This is a genomic window from Qipengyuania sp. 902, assembly GCF_051195295.1.
In the GTDB taxonomy this organism is placed as follows: Bacteria; Pseudomonadota; Alphaproteobacteria; order Sphingomonadales; family Sphingomonadaceae; genus Qipengyuania.
Window position 1 is genome coordinate 979,996 of record NZ_JBNJLJ010000001.1, and the last position, 18,943, is coordinate 998,938.

The 18,943-nt window shown below is 63.5% G+C and carries 20 protein-coding genes; 13 read left to right on the forward strand and 7 right to left on the reverse strand.

The annotated features are described in order from the left end of the window. Positions 1 to 143 precede the first annotated feature (143 nt). Genes ACSH0F_RS04855 through ACSH0F_RS04865 form a run of 3 tightly spaced genes read left to right on the forward strand, consistent with a single transcriptional unit; the run spans position 144 to position 5,171 of the window. Positions 144 to 2,474, forward strand: coding sequence for a putative bifunctional diguanylate cyclase/phosphodiesterase (locus ACSH0F_RS04855; protein ID WP_435200423.1), 2,331 nt, complete (start codon positions 144 to 146; stop codon positions 2,472 to 2,474). 40 nt (positions 2,475 to 2,514) lie between these two features. After that, complete coding sequence (gene gltX / locus ACSH0F_RS04860; protein ID WP_435200425.1) at positions 2,515 to 3,864, forward strand: glutamate--tRNA ligase; 1,350 nt, start codon at positions 2,515 to 2,517, stop codon at positions 3,862 to 3,864. A 14-nt stretch (positions 3,865 to 3,878) separates the two neighbouring features. Then, positions 3,879 to 5,171, forward strand: a complete 1,293-nt coding sequence (locus ACSH0F_RS04865; RefSeq protein ID WP_435200427.1) for an NADH:flavin oxidoreductase/NADH oxidase family protein — start codon at positions 3,879 to 3,881, stop codon at positions 5,169 to 5,171. Here the strand turns inward: ACSH0F_RS04865 and pyk are convergent. Continuing rightward, complete coding sequence (gene pyk / locus ACSH0F_RS04870; RefSeq protein WP_435200429.1) at positions 5,168 to 6,652, reverse strand: pyruvate kinase; 1,485 nt, start codon at positions 6,650 to 6,652, stop codon at positions 5,168 to 5,170. The two genes, ACSH0F_RS04865 and pyk, sit on opposite strands and share 4 nt — an antisense overlap. Positions 6,653 to 6,701: 49 nt before the next feature. On the opposite strand from pyk, the gene ACSH0F_RS04875 reads away from it, so the two are divergent. Together ACSH0F_RS04875 and ACSH0F_RS04880 are read left to right on the forward strand one after the other, a co-directional pair. Then, positions 6,702 to 7,025, forward strand: a complete 324-nt coding sequence (locus ACSH0F_RS04875; RefSeq protein ID WP_435200567.1) for a DUF1244 domain-containing protein — start codon at positions 6,702 to 6,704, stop codon at positions 7,023 to 7,025. 92 nt (positions 7,026 to 7,117) lie between these two features. After that, positions 7,118 to 7,354 (forward strand): DUF2312 domain-containing protein, encoded by a 237-nt coding sequence (locus tag ACSH0F_RS04880; RefSeq protein ID WP_435200431.1) that lies wholly within the window; start codon positions 7,118 to 7,120, stop codon positions 7,352 to 7,354. 16 nt (positions 7,355 to 7,370) lie between these two features. On the opposite strand, the gene ACSH0F_RS04885 is transcribed toward ACSH0F_RS04880, so the two are convergent. Genes ACSH0F_RS04885 through ACSH0F_RS04895 form a run of 3 tightly spaced genes read right to left on the reverse strand, consistent with a single transcriptional unit; the run spans position 7,371 to position 10,110 of the window. Beyond that, positions 7,371 to 8,006, reverse strand: a complete 636-nt coding sequence (locus tag ACSH0F_RS04885; protein WP_435200433.1) for a TadE/TadG family type IV pilus assembly protein — start codon at positions 8,004 to 8,006, stop codon at positions 7,371 to 7,373. After that, positions 8,003 to 8,638, reverse strand: coding sequence for a TadE/TadG family type IV pilus assembly protein (locus ACSH0F_RS04890; RefSeq protein WP_435200435.1), 636 nt, complete (start codon positions 8,636 to 8,638; stop codon positions 8,003 to 8,005). The genes ACSH0F_RS04885 and ACSH0F_RS04890 overlap by 4 nt, the downstream gene beginning before the upstream one ends. Then, the gene (locus ACSH0F_RS04895) at positions 8,635 to 10,110 is read right to left on the reverse strand and encodes a pilus assembly protein (protein WP_435200437.1); all 1,476 of its coding nucleotides are present in this window, start codon (positions 10,108 to 10,110) and stop codon (positions 8,635 to 8,637) included. The genes ACSH0F_RS04890 and ACSH0F_RS04895 overlap by 4 nt, the downstream gene beginning before the upstream one ends. Before the next feature lie 313 nt (positions 10,111 to 10,423). On the opposite strand from ACSH0F_RS04895, the gene ACSH0F_RS04900 reads away from it, so the two are divergent. Next, positions 10,424 to 10,771: a heavy metal-binding domain-containing protein gene (locus ACSH0F_RS04900; protein WP_435200439.1), complete on the forward strand. Its 348-nt coding sequence runs from the start codon at positions 10,424 to 10,426 to the stop codon at positions 10,769 to 10,771. 1 nt (position 10,772) lies between these two features. Here the strand turns inward: ACSH0F_RS04900 and ACSH0F_RS04905 are convergent, their stop codons facing one another. Beyond that, complete coding sequence (locus ACSH0F_RS04905; protein ID WP_435200441.1) at positions 10,773 to 11,546, reverse strand: CPBP family glutamic-type intramembrane protease; 774 nt, start codon at positions 11,544 to 11,546, stop codon at positions 10,773 to 10,775. 66 nt (positions 11,547 to 11,612) lie between these two features. Here ACSH0F_RS04905 and ACSH0F_RS04910 point away from each other — a divergent pair, with 66 nt between their 5' ends. The 3 genes from ACSH0F_RS04910 (at position 11,613) to ACSH0F_RS04920 (ending at position 13,418) form a co-directional block, all read left to right on the forward strand. Continuing rightward, on the forward strand, positions 11,613 to 12,359 hold the full coding sequence (locus ACSH0F_RS04910; protein WP_278328865.1) for a YebC/PmpR family DNA-binding transcriptional regulator: 747 nt from the start codon (positions 11,613 to 11,615) through the stop codon (positions 12,357 to 12,359). Between the two features lie 224 nt (positions 12,360 to 12,583). Then, complete coding sequence (gene ruvC, locus ACSH0F_RS04915; RefSeq protein ID WP_435200443.1) at positions 12,584 to 13,057, forward strand: crossover junction endodeoxyribonuclease RuvC; 474 nt, start codon at positions 12,584 to 12,586, stop codon at positions 13,055 to 13,057. Between the two features lie 16 nt (positions 13,058 to 13,073). Continuing rightward, complete coding sequence (locus tag ACSH0F_RS04920; protein ID WP_435200445.1) at positions 13,074 to 13,418, forward strand: ArsC family reductase; 345 nt, start codon at positions 13,074 to 13,076, stop codon at positions 13,416 to 13,418. Here ACSH0F_RS04920 and ACSH0F_RS04925 read toward each other — a convergent pair. Beyond that, on the reverse strand, positions 13,412 to 13,579 hold the full coding sequence (locus tag ACSH0F_RS04925; RefSeq protein ID WP_435200447.1) for a hypothetical protein: 168 nt from the start codon (positions 13,577 to 13,579) through the stop codon (positions 13,412 to 13,414). The genes ACSH0F_RS04920 and ACSH0F_RS04925 overlap by 7 nt on opposite strands. Here ACSH0F_RS04925 and ACSH0F_RS04930 point away from each other — a divergent pair. Further along, positions 13,578 to 14,645: a glycerophosphodiester phosphodiesterase family protein gene (locus ACSH0F_RS04930; RefSeq protein ID WP_435200449.1), complete on the forward strand. Its 1,068-nt coding sequence runs from the start codon at positions 13,578 to 13,580 to the stop codon at positions 14,643 to 14,645. The genes ACSH0F_RS04925 and ACSH0F_RS04930 overlap by 2 nt on opposite strands. On the opposite strand, the gene ubiG is transcribed toward ACSH0F_RS04930, so the two are convergent. Further along, on the reverse strand, positions 14,614 to 15,384 hold the full coding sequence (ubiG, locus tag ACSH0F_RS04935; protein WP_435200451.1) for a bifunctional 2-polyprenyl-6-hydroxyphenol methylase/3-demethylubiquinol 3-O-methyltransferase UbiG: 771 nt from the start codon (positions 15,382 to 15,384) through the stop codon (positions 14,614 to 14,616). The genes ACSH0F_RS04930 and ubiG overlap by 32 nt on opposite strands. 53 nt (positions 15,385 to 15,437) lie before the next feature. Here ubiG and ACSH0F_RS04940 point away from each other — a divergent pair, with 53 nt between their 5' ends. From ACSH0F_RS04940 to ACSH0F_RS04950, 3 genes are read left to right on the forward strand one after another with little or no spacing between them, the layout of a single operon-like run. Next, positions 15,438 to 16,718 carry an aspartate kinase gene (locus tag ACSH0F_RS04940; protein ID WP_435200453.1) on the forward strand — a complete coding sequence of 427 codons (1,281 nt, stop codon included), beginning with the start codon at positions 15,438 to 15,440 and terminating at the stop codon, positions 16,716 to 16,718. Next, positions 16,715 to 17,875: a formate-dependent phosphoribosylglycinamide formyltransferase gene (gene purT / locus ACSH0F_RS04945; protein WP_435200455.1), complete on the forward strand. Its 1,161-nt coding sequence runs from the start codon at positions 16,715 to 16,717 to the stop codon at positions 17,873 to 17,875. The genes ACSH0F_RS04940 and purT overlap by 4 nt, the downstream gene beginning before the upstream one ends. Before the next feature lie 48 nt (positions 17,876 to 17,923). Continuing rightward, complete coding sequence (locus ACSH0F_RS04950) at positions 17,924 to 18,940, forward strand: NAD(P)H-dependent flavin oxidoreductase (protein ID WP_435200457.1); 1,017 nt, start codon at positions 17,924 to 17,926, stop codon at positions 18,938 to 18,940. Positions 18,941 to 18,943: the final 3 nt, after the last annotated feature.

The following is an 18,943-nucleotide window of genomic DNA, read 5'->3' on the forward strand; positions in this document are numbered from 1 at the left end:
CGCGGGGCTTTTTCGTTGCTGCCAAGGGCCTTTTCGGGTGCGTGTGGAGAAGCTGTTGGAATCGGTGGAAAACTGGCGCATAGTGTCTCGACTAAATGGGAAGCGAGACGTCCGGGGGCAGGAGTGGCGCGCTTGACAGGCCGATGACATATTCGGGGGAGCACCTCGCGCAGGCGCTGAGCTTGCGCTGGCGGTTGGCGGATGCGCGCAGCGGCGCGGCGATCCTGCTGGTGCCGTCATTCTTCGCCGTTTTCGTCATCGCTTTCATCTTTTCCGACGACGTCCCGCCGATATCCCTGGCGGGCTGGGCGGGCGTCCAGTTCCTGTTCGTCGGCCTCCTTGCCGCGTTCTTCGTCCGGATGCAGCTCGATGAAGCGCCGCTCGCGCGATTGCGGCGTCGGTGGGGGCTGATCCAGTTCACGCAGGGCCTCATCACGGCCGGCTGGATGGCGATCTTTCCCTACCTCACGCCCGTGGCTGGACCGCGCGAAATGTCGGTTCTCGGGATCATCGCGACGGCCGTCTACTGCGCCACGCTGATCGTCCATCGCGGCAGCCCCCGCGCGGCGACCTTTCACATTCTGGCGCTGTCCGGCGTATTCGGCTGGTGTGCCTTCCTCGTCGCCGGATGGCGTAGCTGGCCGACCTTCCTGCTGATCGGCACATTCGGGTCCGTGCTGCTTGCGGCGGTCTGGCTCTACGAACGCAACTTCAAGCGATCGGTCCGCTCCGAGATCGACCGGCGCGAGGCCGAAGAAACCGTGCGCATGCTGCTCAACGACTATCAGGAGCACACGACCGACTGGCTCTGGACCGTAGGGCCCAACGGCAACCTGCGCGACGTGGGACCGCGTCTGGCCGCCGCCTTCGGCAGCAATATCGATGCGTTGGAAGGCACCGCGCTGGCGGGATATTTCGACGACACCGACAGTCGCCAACAACTGATCGATCATCTGGCCGCAGGCGAACCGTTCCGCGACCTGCTCGTCCAGTTCCATGTAGAGGGTGCGAGGCGCTTCTGGCGGCTCTCCGCCCACCCGCGTCAGGATGGCCGGATGAGCGGAGTGGCTCGCGACGTCACCGACAGTCGCCGCGCCGAAGAGCAGATCGCCCATATGGCGCATTTCGACAGTCTGACCGGGCTCGCCAATCGCCACCAGTTCGACGAGCGGTTGCGCAATGCACTGAGAGCCAAACACTCCCGCAGCCCCAATCTGGCATTGTTCTACCTCGATCTGGACGATTTCAAGTCGATCAACGACACCCGCGGCCACCTCACCGGCGACAAGGTTCTGCGTCAGGTTGCCGCACGCCTCGGCGAAGAGGTGCGTCCATCGGACATCGTGGCGCGGCTGGGCGGGGACGAGTTCGCAATCCTGCTTGAAAGCCGGGCGGGCGTGGGCATGCTCATTGAACGTGCCCACCGTTTCCTCTCCGCCGTGCGGGAACCGCTGGAAGTCGACGGGCACCTCTATCGCCTGTCGACCAGCATCGGCGTCGCGCGTTGCAGCGAGGGTGAGTGCGACGCGCAGGAACTCATGCGGCGCGCGGACCTCGCGCTGTTCGCAGCCAAGCGCAAGGGACGCGACACGCTCGCCCTGTACGAGCCCGCCATGGATCGCGAGGCGAGAGAGCGGCGCGATCTGGAAAACGACTTGCGCGAGGCGCTCTCGCGCGGCGAGCTGCGCGTCCATTACCAACCGGTGATAGATCTCGATACCGCAGAGACCACCGGATACGAGGCGCTGCTTCGCTGGAACCATCCCCAGCGCGGCCTGATTGGGCCGAACGAATTTCTCGAGCTCGCAGAGACGACCGGACTGATAATCCCGATCGGCGAATGGGTGATCCGGCAAGCCCTATCCGAAACCGCACCATGGGCGGGCGATTTCCGCATCGCGATCAATCTGTCGCCGACACAAGTTCGGAGCCCGCAACTCGTCTCGCAGGTCGCCCAGGCGATTTACGCCAGCGGCATCGATCCCGGCCGCATCGAGTTCGAGATCACCGAACATGTGCTGATGCAGGAGGGCAAGCGGATTCCCGAAGCGCTCGCGCGCCTGCGCGAGCTCGGCACACGGATCGCCCTGGACGATTTCGGCACCGGTTACAGCTCGCTCAGCTACCTGCGCCGGTTCCCCTTCGATCGCATCAAGATCGATCGCAAGTTCGTCGAAGACGTCGTCGAGGACAACGATAGCCAGGCCATCGTTTCCAGCATCACCCGCCTTGCCGATGCGCTTGGTATGGCGAGCACGGCGGAAGGCATCGAAACGCGAGAGCAGCTCGACCTGCTCCGCAAGCTGGGCTGCCAGGAAGCGCAAGGCTTCCTGATCTGCAAGCCGGCTCCGGCGGAAACCTTCGCTACACCCGAGGCGGTGGAAGCGGCGCTGACCGATCGCGGCCCCGACGTGGTCGATTATCGCAAGGCGCGCGAAGCCGTGCTGCGCAAGCGCGAAGGCCGCGTCGCCTGACCTCTCGCAATGGCAGGCGGGCTCGGCTATCGGCTCGGCCATGACCATTACAACGCGTTTCGCGCCGTCGCCGACCGGCCGCCTGCATGTCGGCAATATCCGCACCGCACTTCACAACCGGATGCTGGCGAAGAAGGCGGACGGCACGTTTTTGCTGCGGATCGACGACACCGATGCGGAGCGCAGCCGTGAGGAATATGTCGATGCGATCCGGAAAGACCTTGCCTGGCTCGGTCTCGAACCCGATGGCGAGGAGCGCCAGTCGCAGCGGCTCTCGGTTTACAAAGCGGCTTTCGAGGCGCTGAAAGCGGCGGGGCGAGTATATCCGGCCTATGAAACCGCGCAGGAACTGGAACTGAAGCGCAAGATCCAGCTCGGCCGCGGACTGCCGCCGATCTACGATCGTGCCGCGCTGGCGATGAGCGATGCGGAGCGGGCGGCGAAAGAGGCGGAGGGCGGGGTGCCGCACTGGCGCTTCAAGCTCGACCATGACGAGCCCATCGCGTGGGACGATGGCGTCCGCGGTGCGCAGAAAGTCGATCCCGCGCAGCTGTCCGATCCGGTTATCCGCCGCGCCGACGGCAGCTGGCTCTATATGCTGCCGAGTGCGGTCGACGATCTCGATATGGGAGTCACCGATGTGCTGCGCGGCGAGGACCACGTAAGTAACACCGCCGTGCAAATACAGATGTTTACCGCACTCATTGCTGCACTATATCCGGCGCAGCAAATGCCGCGGTTTGCGCATGAGGCGCTGCTGATCGGACACGAGGGCAAGCTGTCCAAACGGCTCGGCTCGCTCGGCTGCGATGCGTTTCGCGAGCAGGGGATCGAGCCGCAGGCGGTAATCGCGCTGCTGGCCCGGCTCGGCACTTCACTGCCGGTCGAACCGATCGCGGACCGGCAAGTTTTACTGGAGACTTTCGACCTGTCTACCTTCGGCCGGGCACCGGCGCGGTTCGACGATGCCGAACTGGAGCGGATCAATGCTGCCCTGGTCCACCAGCTCGACTTCGCCGACGTCGCGCGTCGCCTGCCCGAAGGCATGGACGAGGCGGGCTGGCATGCCATTCGCCCGAACCTCACGCATGTCGGCGAAGCGGCGGAATGGTGGCGCCTGGTGACCGGCCCGATCGACCCGCCGGAATTCTCGGACGAGGATCGCCTCTACCTAGGCGAGGCTGCAAAGGCGCTGAGCTGGAGCGAGGACCCATGGCGGGATTTGACTGCCACGCTCAAGGAGCGCACCGGGCGCAAGGGCAAGCAGTTGTTTCTCCCGTTGCGGCAGGCATTGACGGGGATGGACCACGGCCCCGATATGGGCGAGCTTCTGCCGCTGATCGGTGAGGAGCGCGCGCGCGAGCGGCTGGAGGAGGCTGCCGCGCAATAACGGGGGAGACCGGCATGGCACCGACACTGGCTTCGCAACTCGAATTGCCCTGCGGGGCAGTGCTTCCCAATCGCATCGCCAAGGCAGCGATGACCGAAGGCATGGCAACGCCCGATGGCCGTCCGACTCCGGAACTGGAGCGCCTTTACGGCATCTGGTCCGATGGCGGTGCGGGCATGCTTCTGTCCGGCAACATCATCGTCGACCGGGACCATCTGGAACGCCCCGGCAATGTCGTGATTGAGCACGAGCCCGACGCGGACATGAAGGCCCGACTCGCCAGTCTGGCCAAGGCTGCCACGCGGGGTGGCAACCATTTCTGGGCGCAAATCAGCCATGGCGGGCGGCAGACGCAAAAGCTGGTGAACCCGCATCCCAAGTCGTCATCCGACGTCCAGCTCGCGCTACCGGGGGGCCAATTCGGCAAGCCCGAGCCGCTGACGAAAGACGAGATTGCCGACCTCGTGAATCGTTGGGCCATCGCCGCACGTGCTTGCCAGGAGGCGGGCTTCACCGGCGTGCAGATACATGGCGCGCATGGCTATCTGATCTCGCAATTCCTCTCCCCGCGCGTGAACCTGCGGACCGACGAGTATGGCGAGAGCCTCGAAAATCGCGCGCGCTTCCTGCTCGATATATTGGCGGCTGTCCGCTCTGCAGTGGGCCCCGCCTTCCCGATCTCGGTCAAACTCAACAGTGCCGACTTCCAGAAGGGCGGCTTCGATTTCGGCGACAGCCTCCAGGTGGTCCAATGGCTCGAAGCGGCTTCGGTCGATCTGATCGAGATTTCGGGCGGTACCTATGAGCAGCCCAAGCTGCTGGGTGTCGCGGGGCAGGAAGCCGAGGAACCGCAGAACGTTGCGCCATCAACCGCCGCGCGCGAGGGCTATTTCGTAGATTTCGCCAGAGCGATGCAGGCGGAGGTTTCGATCCCGCTCATGGTCACCGGCGGATTCCGCACCCGCATGGCGATGGTGCAGGCGCTGGAAAGCGGTGCGGCGGATGTGGTCGGGCTCGGCCGACCCATGTGTCTCGACACGCAAGCTCCGGCGCAGCTCCTGGCAGGCGCTGGCCAGCTTGCTCGTTACGAAGACGGTCTCGACCTGTTGCCGGCCTGGCTGGGTTTCCTCAAACGCTTTCAGGCAATGAAGGCGGTCAACGGTTTTGCCGGTATCTACTGGTTCTACCAGCAGCTCTGGCTGCTCGGCCACGAGGGGCGTGTCGATCGCGATCTCTCGGTGATGAAAGCGTTCCGCACCGTCGACGCCCGCAATAAACGGATCATGAAAGCGCGGTGCGCGAACTAGCCGCCGTGCTTCTCCAGCTCGTCGCCGCTGACGTTCACGACATGCATGAGATTGGTCGAGCCCGGCGTGCCGAACGGGACCCCGGCCAGCGCGATGAGCTTGCTTCCCGCCTGGCCGAAGCCGTGGCGTAGCGCCATGCGCTTGCCCTTGGCGATCATCTCCTCGAAGCTGCCGATGTCCTTGGTGGCGACAGCATGTGCACCCCATAGCAGGCCGAGGCGACGGGCAGTCTTCATGCTCGGCGTCAGGACCAGCATCGGCACGCTCGGCCGCTCGCGCGCAACGCGGCGGGCGGTCGAGCCGGAGCCGGTGAACACCGTGATCGCGCTGATCGAAACCGTGTCCGCAACCGTCATGCAGGCATGGGCCAGCGCATCGGCGGTGGTCGCATCGGGCGGCGTGTCGAGGAAGCGCACACGGTCGAGATAGCTATCGTCGCCTTCGACCTGACGCGCGATGCGATGCATGATGGTCACGGCTTCTTCCGGCCAGTCGCCTGCGGCGGTTTCCGCCGACAGCATCACGCAATCGGCACCGTCGTACACCGCATTGGCCACGTCGGAGACTTCGGCGCGGGTCGGGGCGGGGCTCTCGATCATGCTTTCCAGCATCTGCGTCGCCACGATGACCGGCTTGCCCTTGAGACGCGTCGCGTTGACGATCCGCTTCTGCAGCGGCGGGACTTCCTGCGGCTCCAGCTCCACGCCCAAGTCGCCGCGCGCGACCATGATGCCGTCGCTCATTTCGATGATCTCGTCGAGCCGGCGGACGGCCATCGGCTTTTCGATTTTGGCGCAAAGCGAGCCGCGGCCGCCCATCAGCTTGCGCGCCTCGGCAAGGTCTTCAGGTCGCTGCACGAAAGACAGGCCGATCCAGTCGACCCCCTGCTGGATCGCGAAGGCGAGGTCCTTGCGGTCTTTCTCGGTCAGCGCGAGGATGGGGATTTCGGCGTCCGGCACGTTGACGCCCTTGCGGTCGGAGATGACCCCGCCGACTTCGGCCGAGCACTTGATCGCGTTTTCGTCTGCACTGATGACCTTGAGGCGGATCTTGCCGTCGTTGATCAGCAGGCGCTGGCCCTTTTCGAGCAGGCCGAACAATTCGGGGTGGGGCAGCTGGACCCGGGTTTCGTCGCCCGGCGTCGGATCGCGATCGAGCGTGAAATGGCCGGAATGGCGGATGACCGCTTCGCCGTCCTTGAACTTGCCGACGCGCAGTTTCGGGCCCTGCAGATCGGCTAGGATCGCGATCGGGCGCATAAACTTTTTCTCGAGGTCGCGGATCGCCTTGATCGTATCGGCGTGGTCCGCATGTTCGCCATGGCTCATGTTGACGCGGAAGGCATCGACCCCGGCCTTGAACAGGCGCGCGAGCATTTCGGGGGAGCGGCTGGCCGGCCCGACGGTGGCGAGGATCTTGACCTTGCGGCCGCGCGGATCGAGCTTGGGCGCGCTGGAGCGCGAGGACGGGGTCTTTGCCATGGCCGATGGCTATGGCACAGGCAGGCTGCAACTCAAGGACAAGTGCTTCATGGATACGAATACAGACCCGCTCGACAGGTTGGACGATGCCGTGGCGGCGGCGGCATTCCGGCGGCTGGTGCGCCATCTTCGCCATCGCCATGATGCGCAGAATATCGACCTTATGGGCCTGTCGGGCTTCTGCCGCAATTGCCTGGCCGACTGGATCCGCGATGCCGGATACGAGGGCGACAAGGCCGCAGCGCGCGAGCTGATCCACGGCATGCCGCAGGACGAATGGAAGGCGACCCGCAAAACCCCCGCGACCGCAGAGCAGCTCGCACGGATGCAGGCCAGCGTCGCGAAAAATGCACAGGGTCACGCACAGGAATAGGGATTCGCACCCTTCACCCGCAGGGCATGGCTGGCTATCGCATCCGCCACGCGCCTTCGCGGCGATTCTCACATTACCGGAGCTGACTGACCATGGCCGAAGCCACCGACGACCGCCTGCGCCTTCTGATCGAGCGCATCGAACGCCTCGAGGAAGAGAAGAAGGGCATCGCCGACGACATCCGCGACGTCTATGCGGAAGCCAAGGCCGTCGGCTACGACACCAAGATCATGCGTCAGGTCATCCGCCTCAGGAAGATGAAGCCCGACGAACGCAGCGAGCAGGAATCGATCCTCGACACTTACAAGGCCGCGCTCGGCATGGCCTGAGCGCGCCGCGCATCGATCAGCAGGACATTACCGCCAGGTTCTGCGTGTTCGAGATCGTGCGGTTGCTGGAATCGCGAACGTTGAATGCGGTTTCGTAGCGGATCGTCCGCTCCTTGACGAAACCATTCAGGAACAGCGGTTTGTATTTGTAGGACACCTCGGCGAACATCACCGCATTGCCGTTTTCGGACTTGATGCGCTTGCCTGGCGGGCCGAGGCCGTCCTTCAGCGTCGCATCGTTCTTGCCCTTGCCCTGCTTGCCGTATTTCGGTGCGACGGCGAGATCGCCCCAGCAGCGCTGCCATTCGATCTTCTGGCCCTTGGCCCCACCCTTGCCGCCATTGTCCTGCAGCGAGGAAATGACCACTCGTCCCTCCGGCTCGAAGTCGATGGATTTGCCGAGCACGCCTGCCCCTGCGAAAATCTCGTAGACATTCGCCTCGTCCATGCCGTTGGTCACACGTCCTGCATTGTCGGACACCGTATTGGCGATCTCGCTGACGCGCATGTGAGTGATGGCCAGATTGGCGAGCTCCAGGCCGCCGATGGTCAGCGCCGCCATCAACGGGGCGATCAGGGCGAATTCCAGCATGGCGATGCCATCTTCCGAACGGGCGAGGCGGCGCGTGAACGCAGCGGGCTTCAGCTTCATGTTCCATCTCCGCACAGGACCGGCGGGGTCGATTGGTTGGCGTACGGCTGGTTGCGCACCGCGGTCTCGACCGTGAAATCGATCGTGTCCGAAAAGCCGATCAGCTCCGGCGTCGGGAACAGTCGCGGATGCTGCACGCGCACGGAGTAGAAGGTCACGTCGTTGGCACCGCCCACCCCGACGCGACCGGAGTCAAGATCGTAGGTCCCGTTCTCGTTCAGGTCTTCCCAGCAATCGGCATCGGCATTGTCGAACTGGCCATTCCCATTCACGTCCGTCACCAGCCGTTCCGGATTGCCGATCCCGTTGAAATCGAAGAAGTTCTTTTGCGTGATCGTATATGTCGCTTTCGGAGCGACATTGTTGATCTGCAGCTTCAACGTATTCTCGACGCGTTCTTCCAGGGTCGAGCCGGACGCGATGAAGTTGGGTTCCTCCACCGATGCCCGGCGGCTCACATCGTCGAGCGCCCCTTGCGCCACGCCGCGCATGTAGAACTGATGGCCCAGGTCCATCGCTCCGATAAGCATGACGAGGAACGGCGTCAGCAGCAGGGCGAACTCGACCGCCGTCGCCCCGGTTTCGTCTCGGCTCAGTCGGGCGGCCTGCCTTTGGCTACATACACGCATCATTCGGTCAGCCTGAGATTGCCGATGCCGCGACCGATCGTTTCGAAGACTTCTTCGAGGTCGCTGCCATCGCTGGCGTGGAAGTGGGAATCGCTGGTCGCGCATTTCTTGATATCGTCGACATTGGTGACATCGAGCGCGATCACCCAGACGGTGACCTTCATCGATTTTGCCAGGGTGCAGATCGATTCGAAGCGATTGACGTGCTTTTGTGTCTGAGTGCCACTGCCCTGCATGCGGTCAGTCAACCAATCGACGCCATATGCGGAATAAAGAGAAGGGCCGGTGTCGAGCTTGCCATCGGTCATGAACACAATGTGCTGATTGACCGGATATTGCCCGCGCGTTTCGGGATTGTCGGATGCGAAGAACCCGTTCCGCGATATGAAACGCAGGCCCCACAGCATGCCGATGTCGTGATAAGTACCGCCGGTCACGCGCGCCGTGGCGTTGCTGATGGCGTTATTGAATGCCGTTTCGTTGGCGTATTCGCGCAAGGTGGTCGCCTCAGAAGGGCAACCATCCTGCGTATGGCCGTTCTGGACCCCGGGATCGTAGCGGCCGAACTGCATTGCGGAATCATTGCCGTTTGCGGGAACGCCGTCGACATCCTCCATCGAGACCGTGTCGGCATATTCGATGGGATTGCTGCTGTACCCGTTCGACGCCCGTTCTTCGATGCAGGCATCACCGCTGGTACGAAACCCTTGGCGGTTGCCACCCGAATTGCCGCCACCGTTGCCAATGTTCCAGCTAGACTGGTTTATGTGCACGGTTTTCAGCCCGTTATTGGCGAAATAGGTGCGTCCGCGATTCTGGTAAAAGTATCCGTCGACATACTGCTGCTCGACCACGATGTCCCTGTTGCGGAGTGAACGGCCAACGTTCACTGTGTGCGAATAGGGCACGATGCCGTAGCGCGTGGTAGAACCGTCATTCGTTTCCAGCGCACGATAGAGGCCAGATGCGCCCGTCCTCAGCTTGGAGATTTTCGAACCACCGCCCGTCGAAGGTGCGTCGTTCATCGATCCCGTCACGTCGAGCACCATGACGATGTCGTTATGGCCGAGGTCCTTCTTGGCATTGCAGCTCACCGAAATCGAAATCTCGGTGTAATCGAATACCCGCATCAAGGAGGTCGGAACGTCGGCCGATGCGGTCCCTTTCAGCTCTGATGCCGCGGAGCTGTTCTGCGCGACGTTGAATTTCAGATTCTTCGTATTGTAGAGACCATTGGGGAAGTTGAAATCGAAGAACTTCTTCGCCTGGCCCTTTTCGGAATCGCCGAACTGGGTTCCGGTCATCGATTGTCGGCCGGCCAGAACACCCGCGTCGCACGCCTTCTGGAGCTTGGACCGCGCCATATAGGCTATGCTAATGTCCATGGCCCCGCCGACGAGCGCGATCAGCGGAAAGATGCCTGCCGCGAAGAGCGGGAGAACATTGCCCCCTTCATCTCTGGCGAGCCTATTCATGAATGGACGACGCATAAAATTTCCCCTGGTAATTTCTTGGGGGACTAAAGTATTTTCCATAGGATTTGCGTGCTAAACATAGTTGAGAATTGAAGTACGACTAAGGTAAACGCAACGTTTATATTTAGGTTACTTGCCCTTGTTGTCATGAGATTCTGGGATCGCGCAAGGCAGTTTCTCCGACAGTCCGTTCACCATTTTCCTTTGATACGATTAGCGACGTGGCCGTTCAGTCGAATCAGCTTGCGCGTCGGCACCGCCTTGAAACCGGCAATTGGTGAGTTATATAAATAACACACACAAGGAGAGAGACATGCCCCCACACTGGAAAGACGCGCGCGGAGTAACCGTGACGACCACGCCGACCATCGAAGGCCAGCCAATCCGGGAATATCTCGGCATCGTCACCGGCGAGGTGATCGTCGGGGTCAACCTCTTTCGCGACCTGTTCGCCAATATCCGCGATATCGTCGGGGGGCGGTCCGGGAGCTACGAACGCATCCTCGCCGACGCGCGCGAGCAGGCGATCCAGGAACTGCAGGCGGAAGCGGCCAGCCGCGGCGGCAATGCGGTGGTCGGGATCGACCTCGATTACGAGGTGATCGGGGACACAGGCTCGATGCTGATGGTCAGCGCCAGCGGCACGGCAGTGAAGGTCTGAGCTAGGCGGCCGCCTGCCCTGCAAGCAGGACGAGGCCGACGAAGGTGCCGTTGTGGAGCGTGTGCAGCAGGATACTCGCCCACAGCCCGTAATTCACGCGGACGTAGCCCAGGATCGCGCCGGTCGCGAATTGCGGCAGGACGAGCGGCAGCGCCATGACCATCTGGTCTGCCGGGAAGTTGAAGATGTGAATCAGCGAGAAGGCGAGCGTGCTGAGCCAGAAGAACAGCGGGAAGAGCCGTTGGAACCAGCCCATCGCGTCGCGCCGGCGCAAGACATAGATCGTTGCCAGCGCGACTACGGCTGCGACCAGTACTCCGATCAAGGCGCCGAGCCAGATTTCTCCCAAACCTTCTCCCGCAAATGCCGACGTGACTGCCACCGCGACCAGGGCGGCCGGGATTGCAAGAACGATCGCGAGAACATGCCCCGGCCGCCCGGATAGCCAGCCGCGGAATGCGATCTCCTCGGACAACGGCGCAACCACGACTGCGGCGAAGACAAGTCCCGCCGTCATTTCCATCCCGGCAATGGCCGTCTCCGGCAGCTCCGTCCCCGCAGCCATCACGATACCCGCGATCGCCAGCAGTGCGAGCATGATCGCGAAATCGAGCAGCAGCAGTCTTAGAGTCGCCAAGAGGCTGGCCATCCGCGGCATCGGCGCGCGGGGGGGTAGGGTCGGGCGCTTGAGAAAGCGACCGAACTGGCGCCATTCGCCCATGGTGGAACCGGCGGACGCGATCGCGCCGCTTGCACTTGTGGTTACTGCGTCCATGCGGCTAAGGCTGCCCCCTGATTCCACCGAGGTGGTTCCCACCACAGCATTGCAAAAAGCGACACCATGGCAGGCCATTCCAAATTCAAGAACATCATGCATCGCAAGGGCGCGCAGGACAAGAAGCGCAGTGCGATGTTCTCCAAACTGTCCCGCGAAATCACCGTGGCAGCCAAGATGGGCATGCCCGATCCGGACATGAACCCGCGCCTGCGGCTGGCGGTCAATGCGGCGAAATCGCAATCCATGCCCAAGGACAACATCCAGCGCGCGATCGACAAGGCGAGCGCGCAGGACGGCGAGAATTACGAGGAAGTACGCTACGAAGGCTATGGCCCGGGCGGCAGCGCGATCATCGTCGAAGCGCTGACCGACAACCGCAACCGCACGGCCACCAGCATCCGCACCGCCTTCAGCAAGAACGGCGGCAATCTCGGCACGGAAGGCAGCGTGGCGCACGGCTTCGAGCGGCTCGGCCTGATCATCTATCCGGCGGACGCGGGCAGCGAGGATGCGGTGCTGGAAGCGGCAATGGAAGCCGGCGCAGAAGACATCGCCTCGACCGATGATGGCCACGAAATCTGGACCGCTGCGGAAGATTTGCACCAGGTGTCAAGCGACCTCGAAAAGGCGCTGGGCGAGGCGGAGACCGTCAAGCTGGCGTGGAAGCCCAACCTCACCGTCGACATGGACGAGAAGAACGCCGCGACCCTGCTCAAGCTGATCGACACGCTCGACGACGACGACGACGTGCAGACCGTCTGGGGCAATTACGACATCTCCGACGAGGTGATGGACAAGCTGGAGGGGTAAGAAGGCTGCTGGATGCGCCTTCGACATCCGTCGACGGCTTGCGGCCGGAACAGCAAGGTCGGGACGGATGTCCCGACCGCACGCAACAAAAACCTGGCTCGAGTGCAATCAGGAGACAACCATGCGCGACTGGGCCATCGCCGGAGTCTTGGGAGCCTGCTTCCTGCTGGCGATCGCATGGCGGCTCGGCTGGCTGATCGGGCTGTCGTGAACGAGTGCGGCGCATGATCATTCTCGGCCTCGACCCTTCGCTCAGTTGCACCGGCTGGGGCGTGATCCGCGCGGAAGGCTCGCGCATTGCGCATGTCTCGAACGGTCAGGTGCCGACCGACCCCAAGGCTCCGATAACCGAGCGGCTGGCCACATTGCAGTCGGCGCTGGCCGAAGTCATCGCAGCGCACCGACCCGATCGGGCGGCGGCGGAGGAGATCTTCGTCAATAAGAACCCGCAATCGACGCTCAAGCTGGCGCAGGCGCGCGGCGCGGTGCTGGCGGCGTGTGGCGCGGCCGGGCTGACCGTGAACGAACACGCGGCGCGGCTGGTTAAGAAGGCGGTGGTCGGCACGGGCGGGGCCGACAAGACACAGGTCCAGGCGATGCTGAAGGTCCTACTGCCCGGCACGCAGATCGCGGGCACCGACGCAGCCGATGCTCTGGCCGTTGCGATAGCCGACGCGCACCTCGTTCAACGTTTCTAATGGAGTTCGCGACACCATGATCCACGTCTATGGCATTCCGAATTGCGATACGGTCAAGAAGGCGCGCAAGTGGCTCGATGCGCAGGGGCTCGACTACACCTTTCACGACTACAAGAAGGAAGGCGCCGATCCCGAAAAGCTGGCCGCGTGGATCGATGCGGAGGGCGTCGATACGGTGCTGAACCGGCGCGGCACGACCTGGCGCAAGCTGTCCGATGACCAGAAAGCCGATGTCGATGCGGCCAAGGCTGTCGCATTGCTGCAAGCGAACCCGAGCATGATCAAGCGACCGGTGGTCGAACACCCCGGTGGCCTGCTGGTCGGTTTTTCGGAAAGCGAGTGGGCGGCCGCGCTTCAGTAACCGCTGCCGGTGCCCCAGCCGTCGTGAGAATTGCCCGTGACCCCGCGCGCATTCTCGTTTGAGGCGCTGGTCACCATGCGTTTCACCGAAGACAGGTCTTTGCCCGATCCGTACACCAGGCCAAGAACGACCATCGTCGCTAGGAGGAGTTTCTTGATCATGGCGCTGAAAATTGCAGGGGCGTTCGTTAAGTCCCTTTTAACGCTCATCCTTGCCGGCGCGGCAACCATAAGCTGGGCGCAGGACGGCGACATGCTGGTGATCGCCCATCGCGGCGCGAGCGGGGAGCGGCCCGAGCACACGCTGGCGGCCTATGAACGTGCGATCGACCAGGGCGCGGACTATATCGAGCCGGACCTCGTGGCGACAAAGGATCTGGTGCTGGTCGCTCGGCATGAAAGCGAACTGTCGGAAACGACTGATGTGGCCGTGCGCGAGGAGTTCGAGGATCGCCGGCGGTCCAAGACCATCGACGGGCGGCTGGTCACCGGATGGTTCGCGGAAGATTTCACGCTCGCCGAGCTGCGGACCCTGCGTGCCAAAGAGCGTATTCCTGCGATCCGCCCGGCCAACGCGCGCTACGACGGCCTCTATGCGATCCCGACCTTTGCCGAGATCGTGCAGCTGGTCCGCGCCAAGGAAGGGGAGACCGGACGGCGCATCGGGCTGTATCCCGAACTCAAGAACCCGACTTTCTTGTTGCAGGAGGCCGGCATCGACATGGTCGACTTGCTGGTGACGCAGCTCCGCTCGCTCGATCTCGACGATGCGGATAATCTCGTCTTCGTGCAGAGTTTCGAAGTCGGTCCGTTGCGGCGGCTCGACAGCATGATCGAGGTGCCGCTTGTCCAGCTGGTGAAGGCCGAGGGCGGGCCGGCCGACATTCCGGCGACGAGCTACGACGAAATGTTGAGCACTACCGGTCTGGTCGATATCGCCAGCTATGCCGACGCGATCGGAGTGGATCTGCAACTGCTCTTCGGGCCTGAGGGTATTCCTTCTGGCCTCGTTGACGAGGCCCGGCAGGCCGGGCTGCAGGTTCACGTCTGGACGCTGCGCAAAGAGGATGCCTACCTGCCGCCCGTCTTGCAGCGCGGCGATGCCCCGGGCGCGACAGGCGATGTGCCCGGCATGGTCAACTTGCTCAAGGTACAGGGCGTCGACGGGGTGTTCACCGACGATCCCGGACTGGTCGTCAGCGCGCTCGCGCAGTTACGAGGTAATTGAGCGAGAGATCGTCCGACAGATGCAGCCCCCTGGTGGGCGAGAAGGCGATCCCCGTCGGCTCGCCCATGTCGAGACCGGCTTCGTCCAGCAGCTCGCCAAGTTCCTCCGGGGTGACGAAATCGTCCCAGTGGTGCGTGCCGCGCGGGATCAGGCCGAAGGTTTCGGCCGCGCCGATCATCAGCAGGCGTGACTGTGGTGTCCGGTTGGGAGTGGATAGCGCCAGCAAGCCTCCGGGAGCGAGCCTGGCGGCAAGGGCGGCGATAAAGGCGCGCTTGTCTGAGACATGCTCGATCACCTCCATAGCGGTGACCAGGTCGAATGAGCCGATATCGAGCGTGCCGATCTCCCCCGCCATGTAGCGGATATCGAGTCCGGCACCCTCGGCATGGATCGCCGCCGCCGCAACGTTTTCGGGCGCGGCGTCCACCCCCGTGATATCTGCACCGAGCCGCGCGAGCGGTTCGCAGAGCAGCCCGGCGCCGCAACCGACATCGAGCGCGCTCTTGCCCGCCAGCGGCTTGCGCGCCTCGATGTCGTTCGCCCAATGGAGGTCTATCGCGTCGCGCAGGAATTTCAGCCGGACGGGATTCAGCCGATGCAGCATGGCCGAGGAGCCTTTCGGGTCCCACCAGTCCTTCGCCAGCCTGCCGAAATGCGCCGCTTCGTCGGGGCGGATCGTCCGGCCCGATATTGTGGCGGCCGAAGTATTGCTACGCGCTTGCGTGGTTGCATCGCTCATGCGCTCTGGCTAGCAGCCTTAGCCCACGCATTCCAGCACGGAGACGCACGCGCTTGGCCCGTATCGTGATGAAATTCGGCGGCACTTCCATGGCGGGGACCGAGCGCATTCGCCGCGTCGCCAATATCGTGCGCAAACAGCAGGCGCGCGGGCACGAGGTTGCCGTCGTCGTCAGCGCGATGGCGGGCGAGACCGACCGGCTGGTAAACTTCTGCCGCGAGGCCAATGCGCTTTACGATCCGGCCGAATACGACGTAGTGGTCGCCAGCGGTGAACAGGTCACCAGCGGGCTGCTCGCGCTCACGCTCCAATCGCTAGGCTGCAAGGCGCGCAGTTGGCTCGGCTGGCAGCTGCCCGTCCATACGATCGAGGCGCATGCCAAGGCGCGTATCGATGACATCGATGCCGAGGCCCTGATCGCCAGCATGCAGGCAGGCGAGATCGCCGTCATCCCGGGCTTCCAGGGCCTGTCGGACGATGGCCGCATCACCACGCTCGGCCGCGGAGGCTCCGACACTTCGGCGGTCGCCGTGGCGGCGGCGATCGATGCCGACCGCTGCGACATCTACACCGATGTCGATGGCGTCTACACCACCGACCCGCGCATCGTTGCCAAGGCGAGGAAGCAGAAGGCGGTGACATACGAGGAAATGCTCGAGCTCGCGAGCGTCGGGGCCAAGGTGCTCCAGACGCGCTCGGTGGGTCTCGCCATGAAGGAGGGTGTGCGCGTGCAGGTCCTCTCCAGCTTTGTCGGAGAGGATGCCATCCCGGCCGACGAACACCCCGGCACGATGATCGTGTCGGAGGAAGAAATGAACGAACTGGTGGAGAAGGGCGATATGGAACGCCAGCACGTGACCGGCATCGCGCATGACAAGAACGAGGCGAAGGTGATCCTCACCCGCGTGCCCGACAAGCCCGGTGCGGTGGCCCACATCTTTGAACCGCTCGCGCAGGCCAGCATCAACGTTGACATGATCATCCAGAACGTCGGGCGCGACAAGGGCGAGACCGACGTGACTTTCACCGTGCCCCAGGCCGACCTCGCCCGCGCGCAGGCCTTGCTGGAAGACAAGCGCGACGACATCGGTTTCAACCGCCTGATCACCGACAGCAAGATCGCCAAGATCAGCGTTGTTGGCGTTGGCATGAAAAGCCACGCGGGCGTCGCCGCGACCATGTTCAAGTCGCTGGCCGATCGCGGGATCAATATCCAGGCGATCACCACCAGCGAGATCAAGGTCAGCGTGATGATCGACGAGGACGAGACCGAACTGGCAGTGCGCGTGTTGCACACCGCTTACGAACTCGACGCGGCGGATGAGGCTGCGTGAGCAACATCGCGCGAATATTGCTTCTCGGCTCCGGTGAGCTTGGCCGCGAGTTCGTTATTTCGGCCAAGCGGCTGGGTGCCTATGTCATCGCCTGCGACGCTTATGACGATGCACCGGCGATGCAGCTGGCCGATGCGCGCGAGGTGTTCTCCATGCTCGATGGCGAGCGACTGCGCGCTGTCGTCGAGCAACACCGGCCCGATTACATCGTGCCCGAGATCGAGGCGATCCGGACCGAGGTGCTCGCCGAACTCGAGAGCGAAGGCTTCACGGTCGTTCCTTCGGCGCGGGCGGCGCAGCTTACCATGAACCGCGACGGTATTCGCGATCTCGCCGCGAACGAGCTTGGCCTCGTGACGTCACGCTACCGTTACGCCAAGAATTTCGAGGAAGTGCGCGCCGCTGCCCAGCACACCGCGTTCCCTTGCGTAATCAAGCCGGTAATGTCGTCGAGCGGCAAGGGCCAGACGACCGTGCGCGACGAAAGCGGGCTCGAGGCTGCGTGGGACTATGCCGTCGCTAATATGCGCGGCGACCGGCAGCGCGTGATCGTCGAGCAATTCGTCGATTTCGATTACGAGATCACCCTGCTGACCGTGCGCCACAAGAGCGGCGTCACCTTCTGCCCGCCGATCGGCCACCGGCAGGAGCGCGGCGACTATCAGGAGAGCTGGCAGCCTACACCGATGTCGGACGAAGCCATCGCCAAGGCGCAGAACATGGCGCGCAAGGTGGTAGACAATCTCGGAGGATATGGTCTGTTCGGCGTGGAATTCTTCGTGAAGGGCGAGGACGTGATCTTCTCCGAATTGAGCCCGCGTCCGCACGATACCGGCATGGTCACGCTGCTCAGCCAGAACCTGACCGAGTTCGACCTTCACGCCCGCGCGATACTGGGGCTGCCGGTTCCCGCCGAACTACGCGCCCGTCCCGCCGCCAGCGCCGTCATCCTTGCCGACCGCGACAGCGAAACGCTGTTCTATGGCGGGCTGGCCGAGGCGATGGCGAACGGCGCGGACGTCCGCATCTTCGGCAAGCCGAGCAGCCGGCCCTATCGCCGCATGGGCGTCGCACTGGCGACAGCGGGCGACACCGACGCGGCGAGACATGTGGCACGTGAGGCCGCAAACAAGGTTCATATCCACTACGGCGACTGATGCACTGCCGCTTGCCGTGCCGGCACAGCGGCAGTAAGCGCCCTGCGGATGAAGAATTACACAAGAACGACCGGCCTGATGCAACGCGGCATCGACTTCCTCGGCAGCGAGACAGCGATCCTGTGCGGCGCGATGAGCTGGGTGTCGGAGCGCAACCTGGTCTCCGCCATCTCCAATGCGGGCGGTTTCGGCGTGATCGCCTGCGGGGCGATGGACCCGGGCCTGCTCGACAAGGAAATCGCCGCGACCAAGGCGCTGACCGACAAGCCGTTCGGCGTGAACCTCATCACCATGCACCCGCAATTGTTCGATCTGATCGAGGTGTGCGGGAAGCACGGGGTCGGCCATGTCGTGCTTGCGGGCGGCATTCCGCCAAAAGGCAGCGTCGAGGCGATCAAGGGCAGTGCCAACCCGGCCAAGGTCATTTGCTTCGCCCCGACGCTCGCGCTGGCGAAAAAGCTGCTGCGCTCGGGCGCGGATGCGCTGGTGATCGAGGGCATGGAAGCGGGCGGCCATATCGGCCCCGTCTCGACCAGCGTGCTGGCGCAGGAAATGCTGCCCGAGCTGGCCGAGGAGCATTTGATCTTCGTCGCCGGGGGAATCGGCCGCGGCCATGCGATCGCGGGCTATCTGGAGATGGGTGCGGCGGGCGTCCAGCTCGGCACGCGCTTCGCCTGCGCGACGGAGAGCATCGCGCACGCCGATTTCAAGAAGGCCTTCTTCCGCGCCAGCGCCCGCGATGCCGTCGCCAGCGTGCAGGTCGATGCGCGCTTGCCGGTCATCCCGGTGCGCGCGCTCAAAAACAAGGGCACCGAGGAGTTCACCGCCAAGCAGCGCGAAGTCGCCGCGGTGCTCGACCGCGAGGAGATCGCGATGGCCGAGGCGCAGCTCCAGATCGAGCATTACTGGGCCGGCGCCCTGCGCCGCGCGGTGATCGACGGCGATGTCGAGAACGGCAGCCTGATGGCAGGCCAGTCGGTCGGCATGCTGAAGGAAGAGGAACCAGTCGCGACCATCATCGACAAGCTGATGGCGCAAAGCGAGGACGCGCTCACGCGCCGCTGACCC

Bases quoted from the DNA above. Each gene is read 5' to 3' on its own strand.
- ACSH0F_RS04855 (WP_435200423.1), top strand. From the start codon at position 144: ATGACATATTCGGGGGAGCACCTCGCGCAGGCGCTGAGCTTGCGCTGG.
- gltX (WP_435200425.1), top strand. From the start codon at position 2,515: ATGACCATTACAACGCGTTTCGCGCCGTCGCCGACCGGCCGCCTGCAT.
- ACSH0F_RS04865 (WP_435200427.1), top strand. From the start codon at position 3,879: ATGGCACCGACACTGGCTTCGCAACTCGAATTGCCCTGCGGGGCAGTG.
- pyk (WP_435200429.1), bottom strand. From the start codon at position 6,652: ATGGCAAAGACCCCGTCCTCGCGCTCCAGCGCGCCCAAGCTCGATCCG.
- ACSH0F_RS04875 (WP_435200567.1), top strand. From the start codon at position 6,702: ATGGATACGAATACAGACCCGCTCGACAGGTTGGACGATGCCGTGGCG.
- ACSH0F_RS04880 (WP_435200431.1), top strand. From the start codon at position 7,118: ATGGCCGAAGCCACCGACGACCGCCTGCGCCTTCTGATCGAGCGCATC.
- ACSH0F_RS04885 (WP_435200433.1), bottom strand. From the start codon at position 8,006: ATGAAGCTGAAGCCCGCTGCGTTCACGCGCCGCCTCGCCCGTTCGGAA.
- ACSH0F_RS04890 (WP_435200435.1), bottom strand. From the start codon at position 8,638: ATGATGCGTGTATGTAGCCAAAGGCAGGCCGCCCGACTGAGCCGAGAC.
- ACSH0F_RS04895 (WP_435200437.1), bottom strand. From the start codon at position 10,110: ATGAATAGGCTCGCCAGAGATGAAGGGGGCAATGTTCTCCCGCTCTTC.
- ACSH0F_RS04900 (WP_435200439.1), top strand. From the start codon at position 10,424: ATGCCCCCACACTGGAAAGACGCGCGCGGAGTAACCGTGACGACCACG.
- ACSH0F_RS04905 (WP_435200441.1), bottom strand. From the start codon at position 11,546: ATGGACGCAGTAACCACAAGTGCAAGCGGCGCGATCGCGTCCGCCGGT.
- ACSH0F_RS04910 (WP_278328865.1), top strand. From the start codon at position 11,613: ATGGCAGGCCATTCCAAATTCAAGAACATCATGCATCGCAAGGGCGCG.
- ruvC (WP_435200443.1), top strand. From the start codon at position 12,584: ATGATCATTCTCGGCCTCGACCCTTCGCTCAGTTGCACCGGCTGGGGC.
- ACSH0F_RS04920 (WP_435200445.1), top strand. From the start codon at position 13,074: ATGATCCACGTCTATGGCATTCCGAATTGCGATACGGTCAAGAAGGCG.
- ACSH0F_RS04930 (WP_435200449.1), top strand. From the start codon at position 13,578: ATGGCGCTGAAAATTGCAGGGGCGTTCGTTAAGTCCCTTTTAACGCTC.
- ACSH0F_RS04925 (WP_435200447.1), bottom strand. From the start codon at position 13,579: ATGATCAAGAAACTCCTCCTAGCGACGATGGTCGTTCTTGGCCTGGTG.
- ubiG (WP_435200451.1), bottom strand. From the start codon at position 15,384: ATGAGCGATGCAACCACGCAAGCGCGTAGCAATACTTCGGCCGCCACA.
- ACSH0F_RS04950 (WP_435200457.1), top strand. From the start codon at position 17,924: ATGAAGAATTACACAAGAACGACCGGCCTGATGCAACGCGGCATCGAC.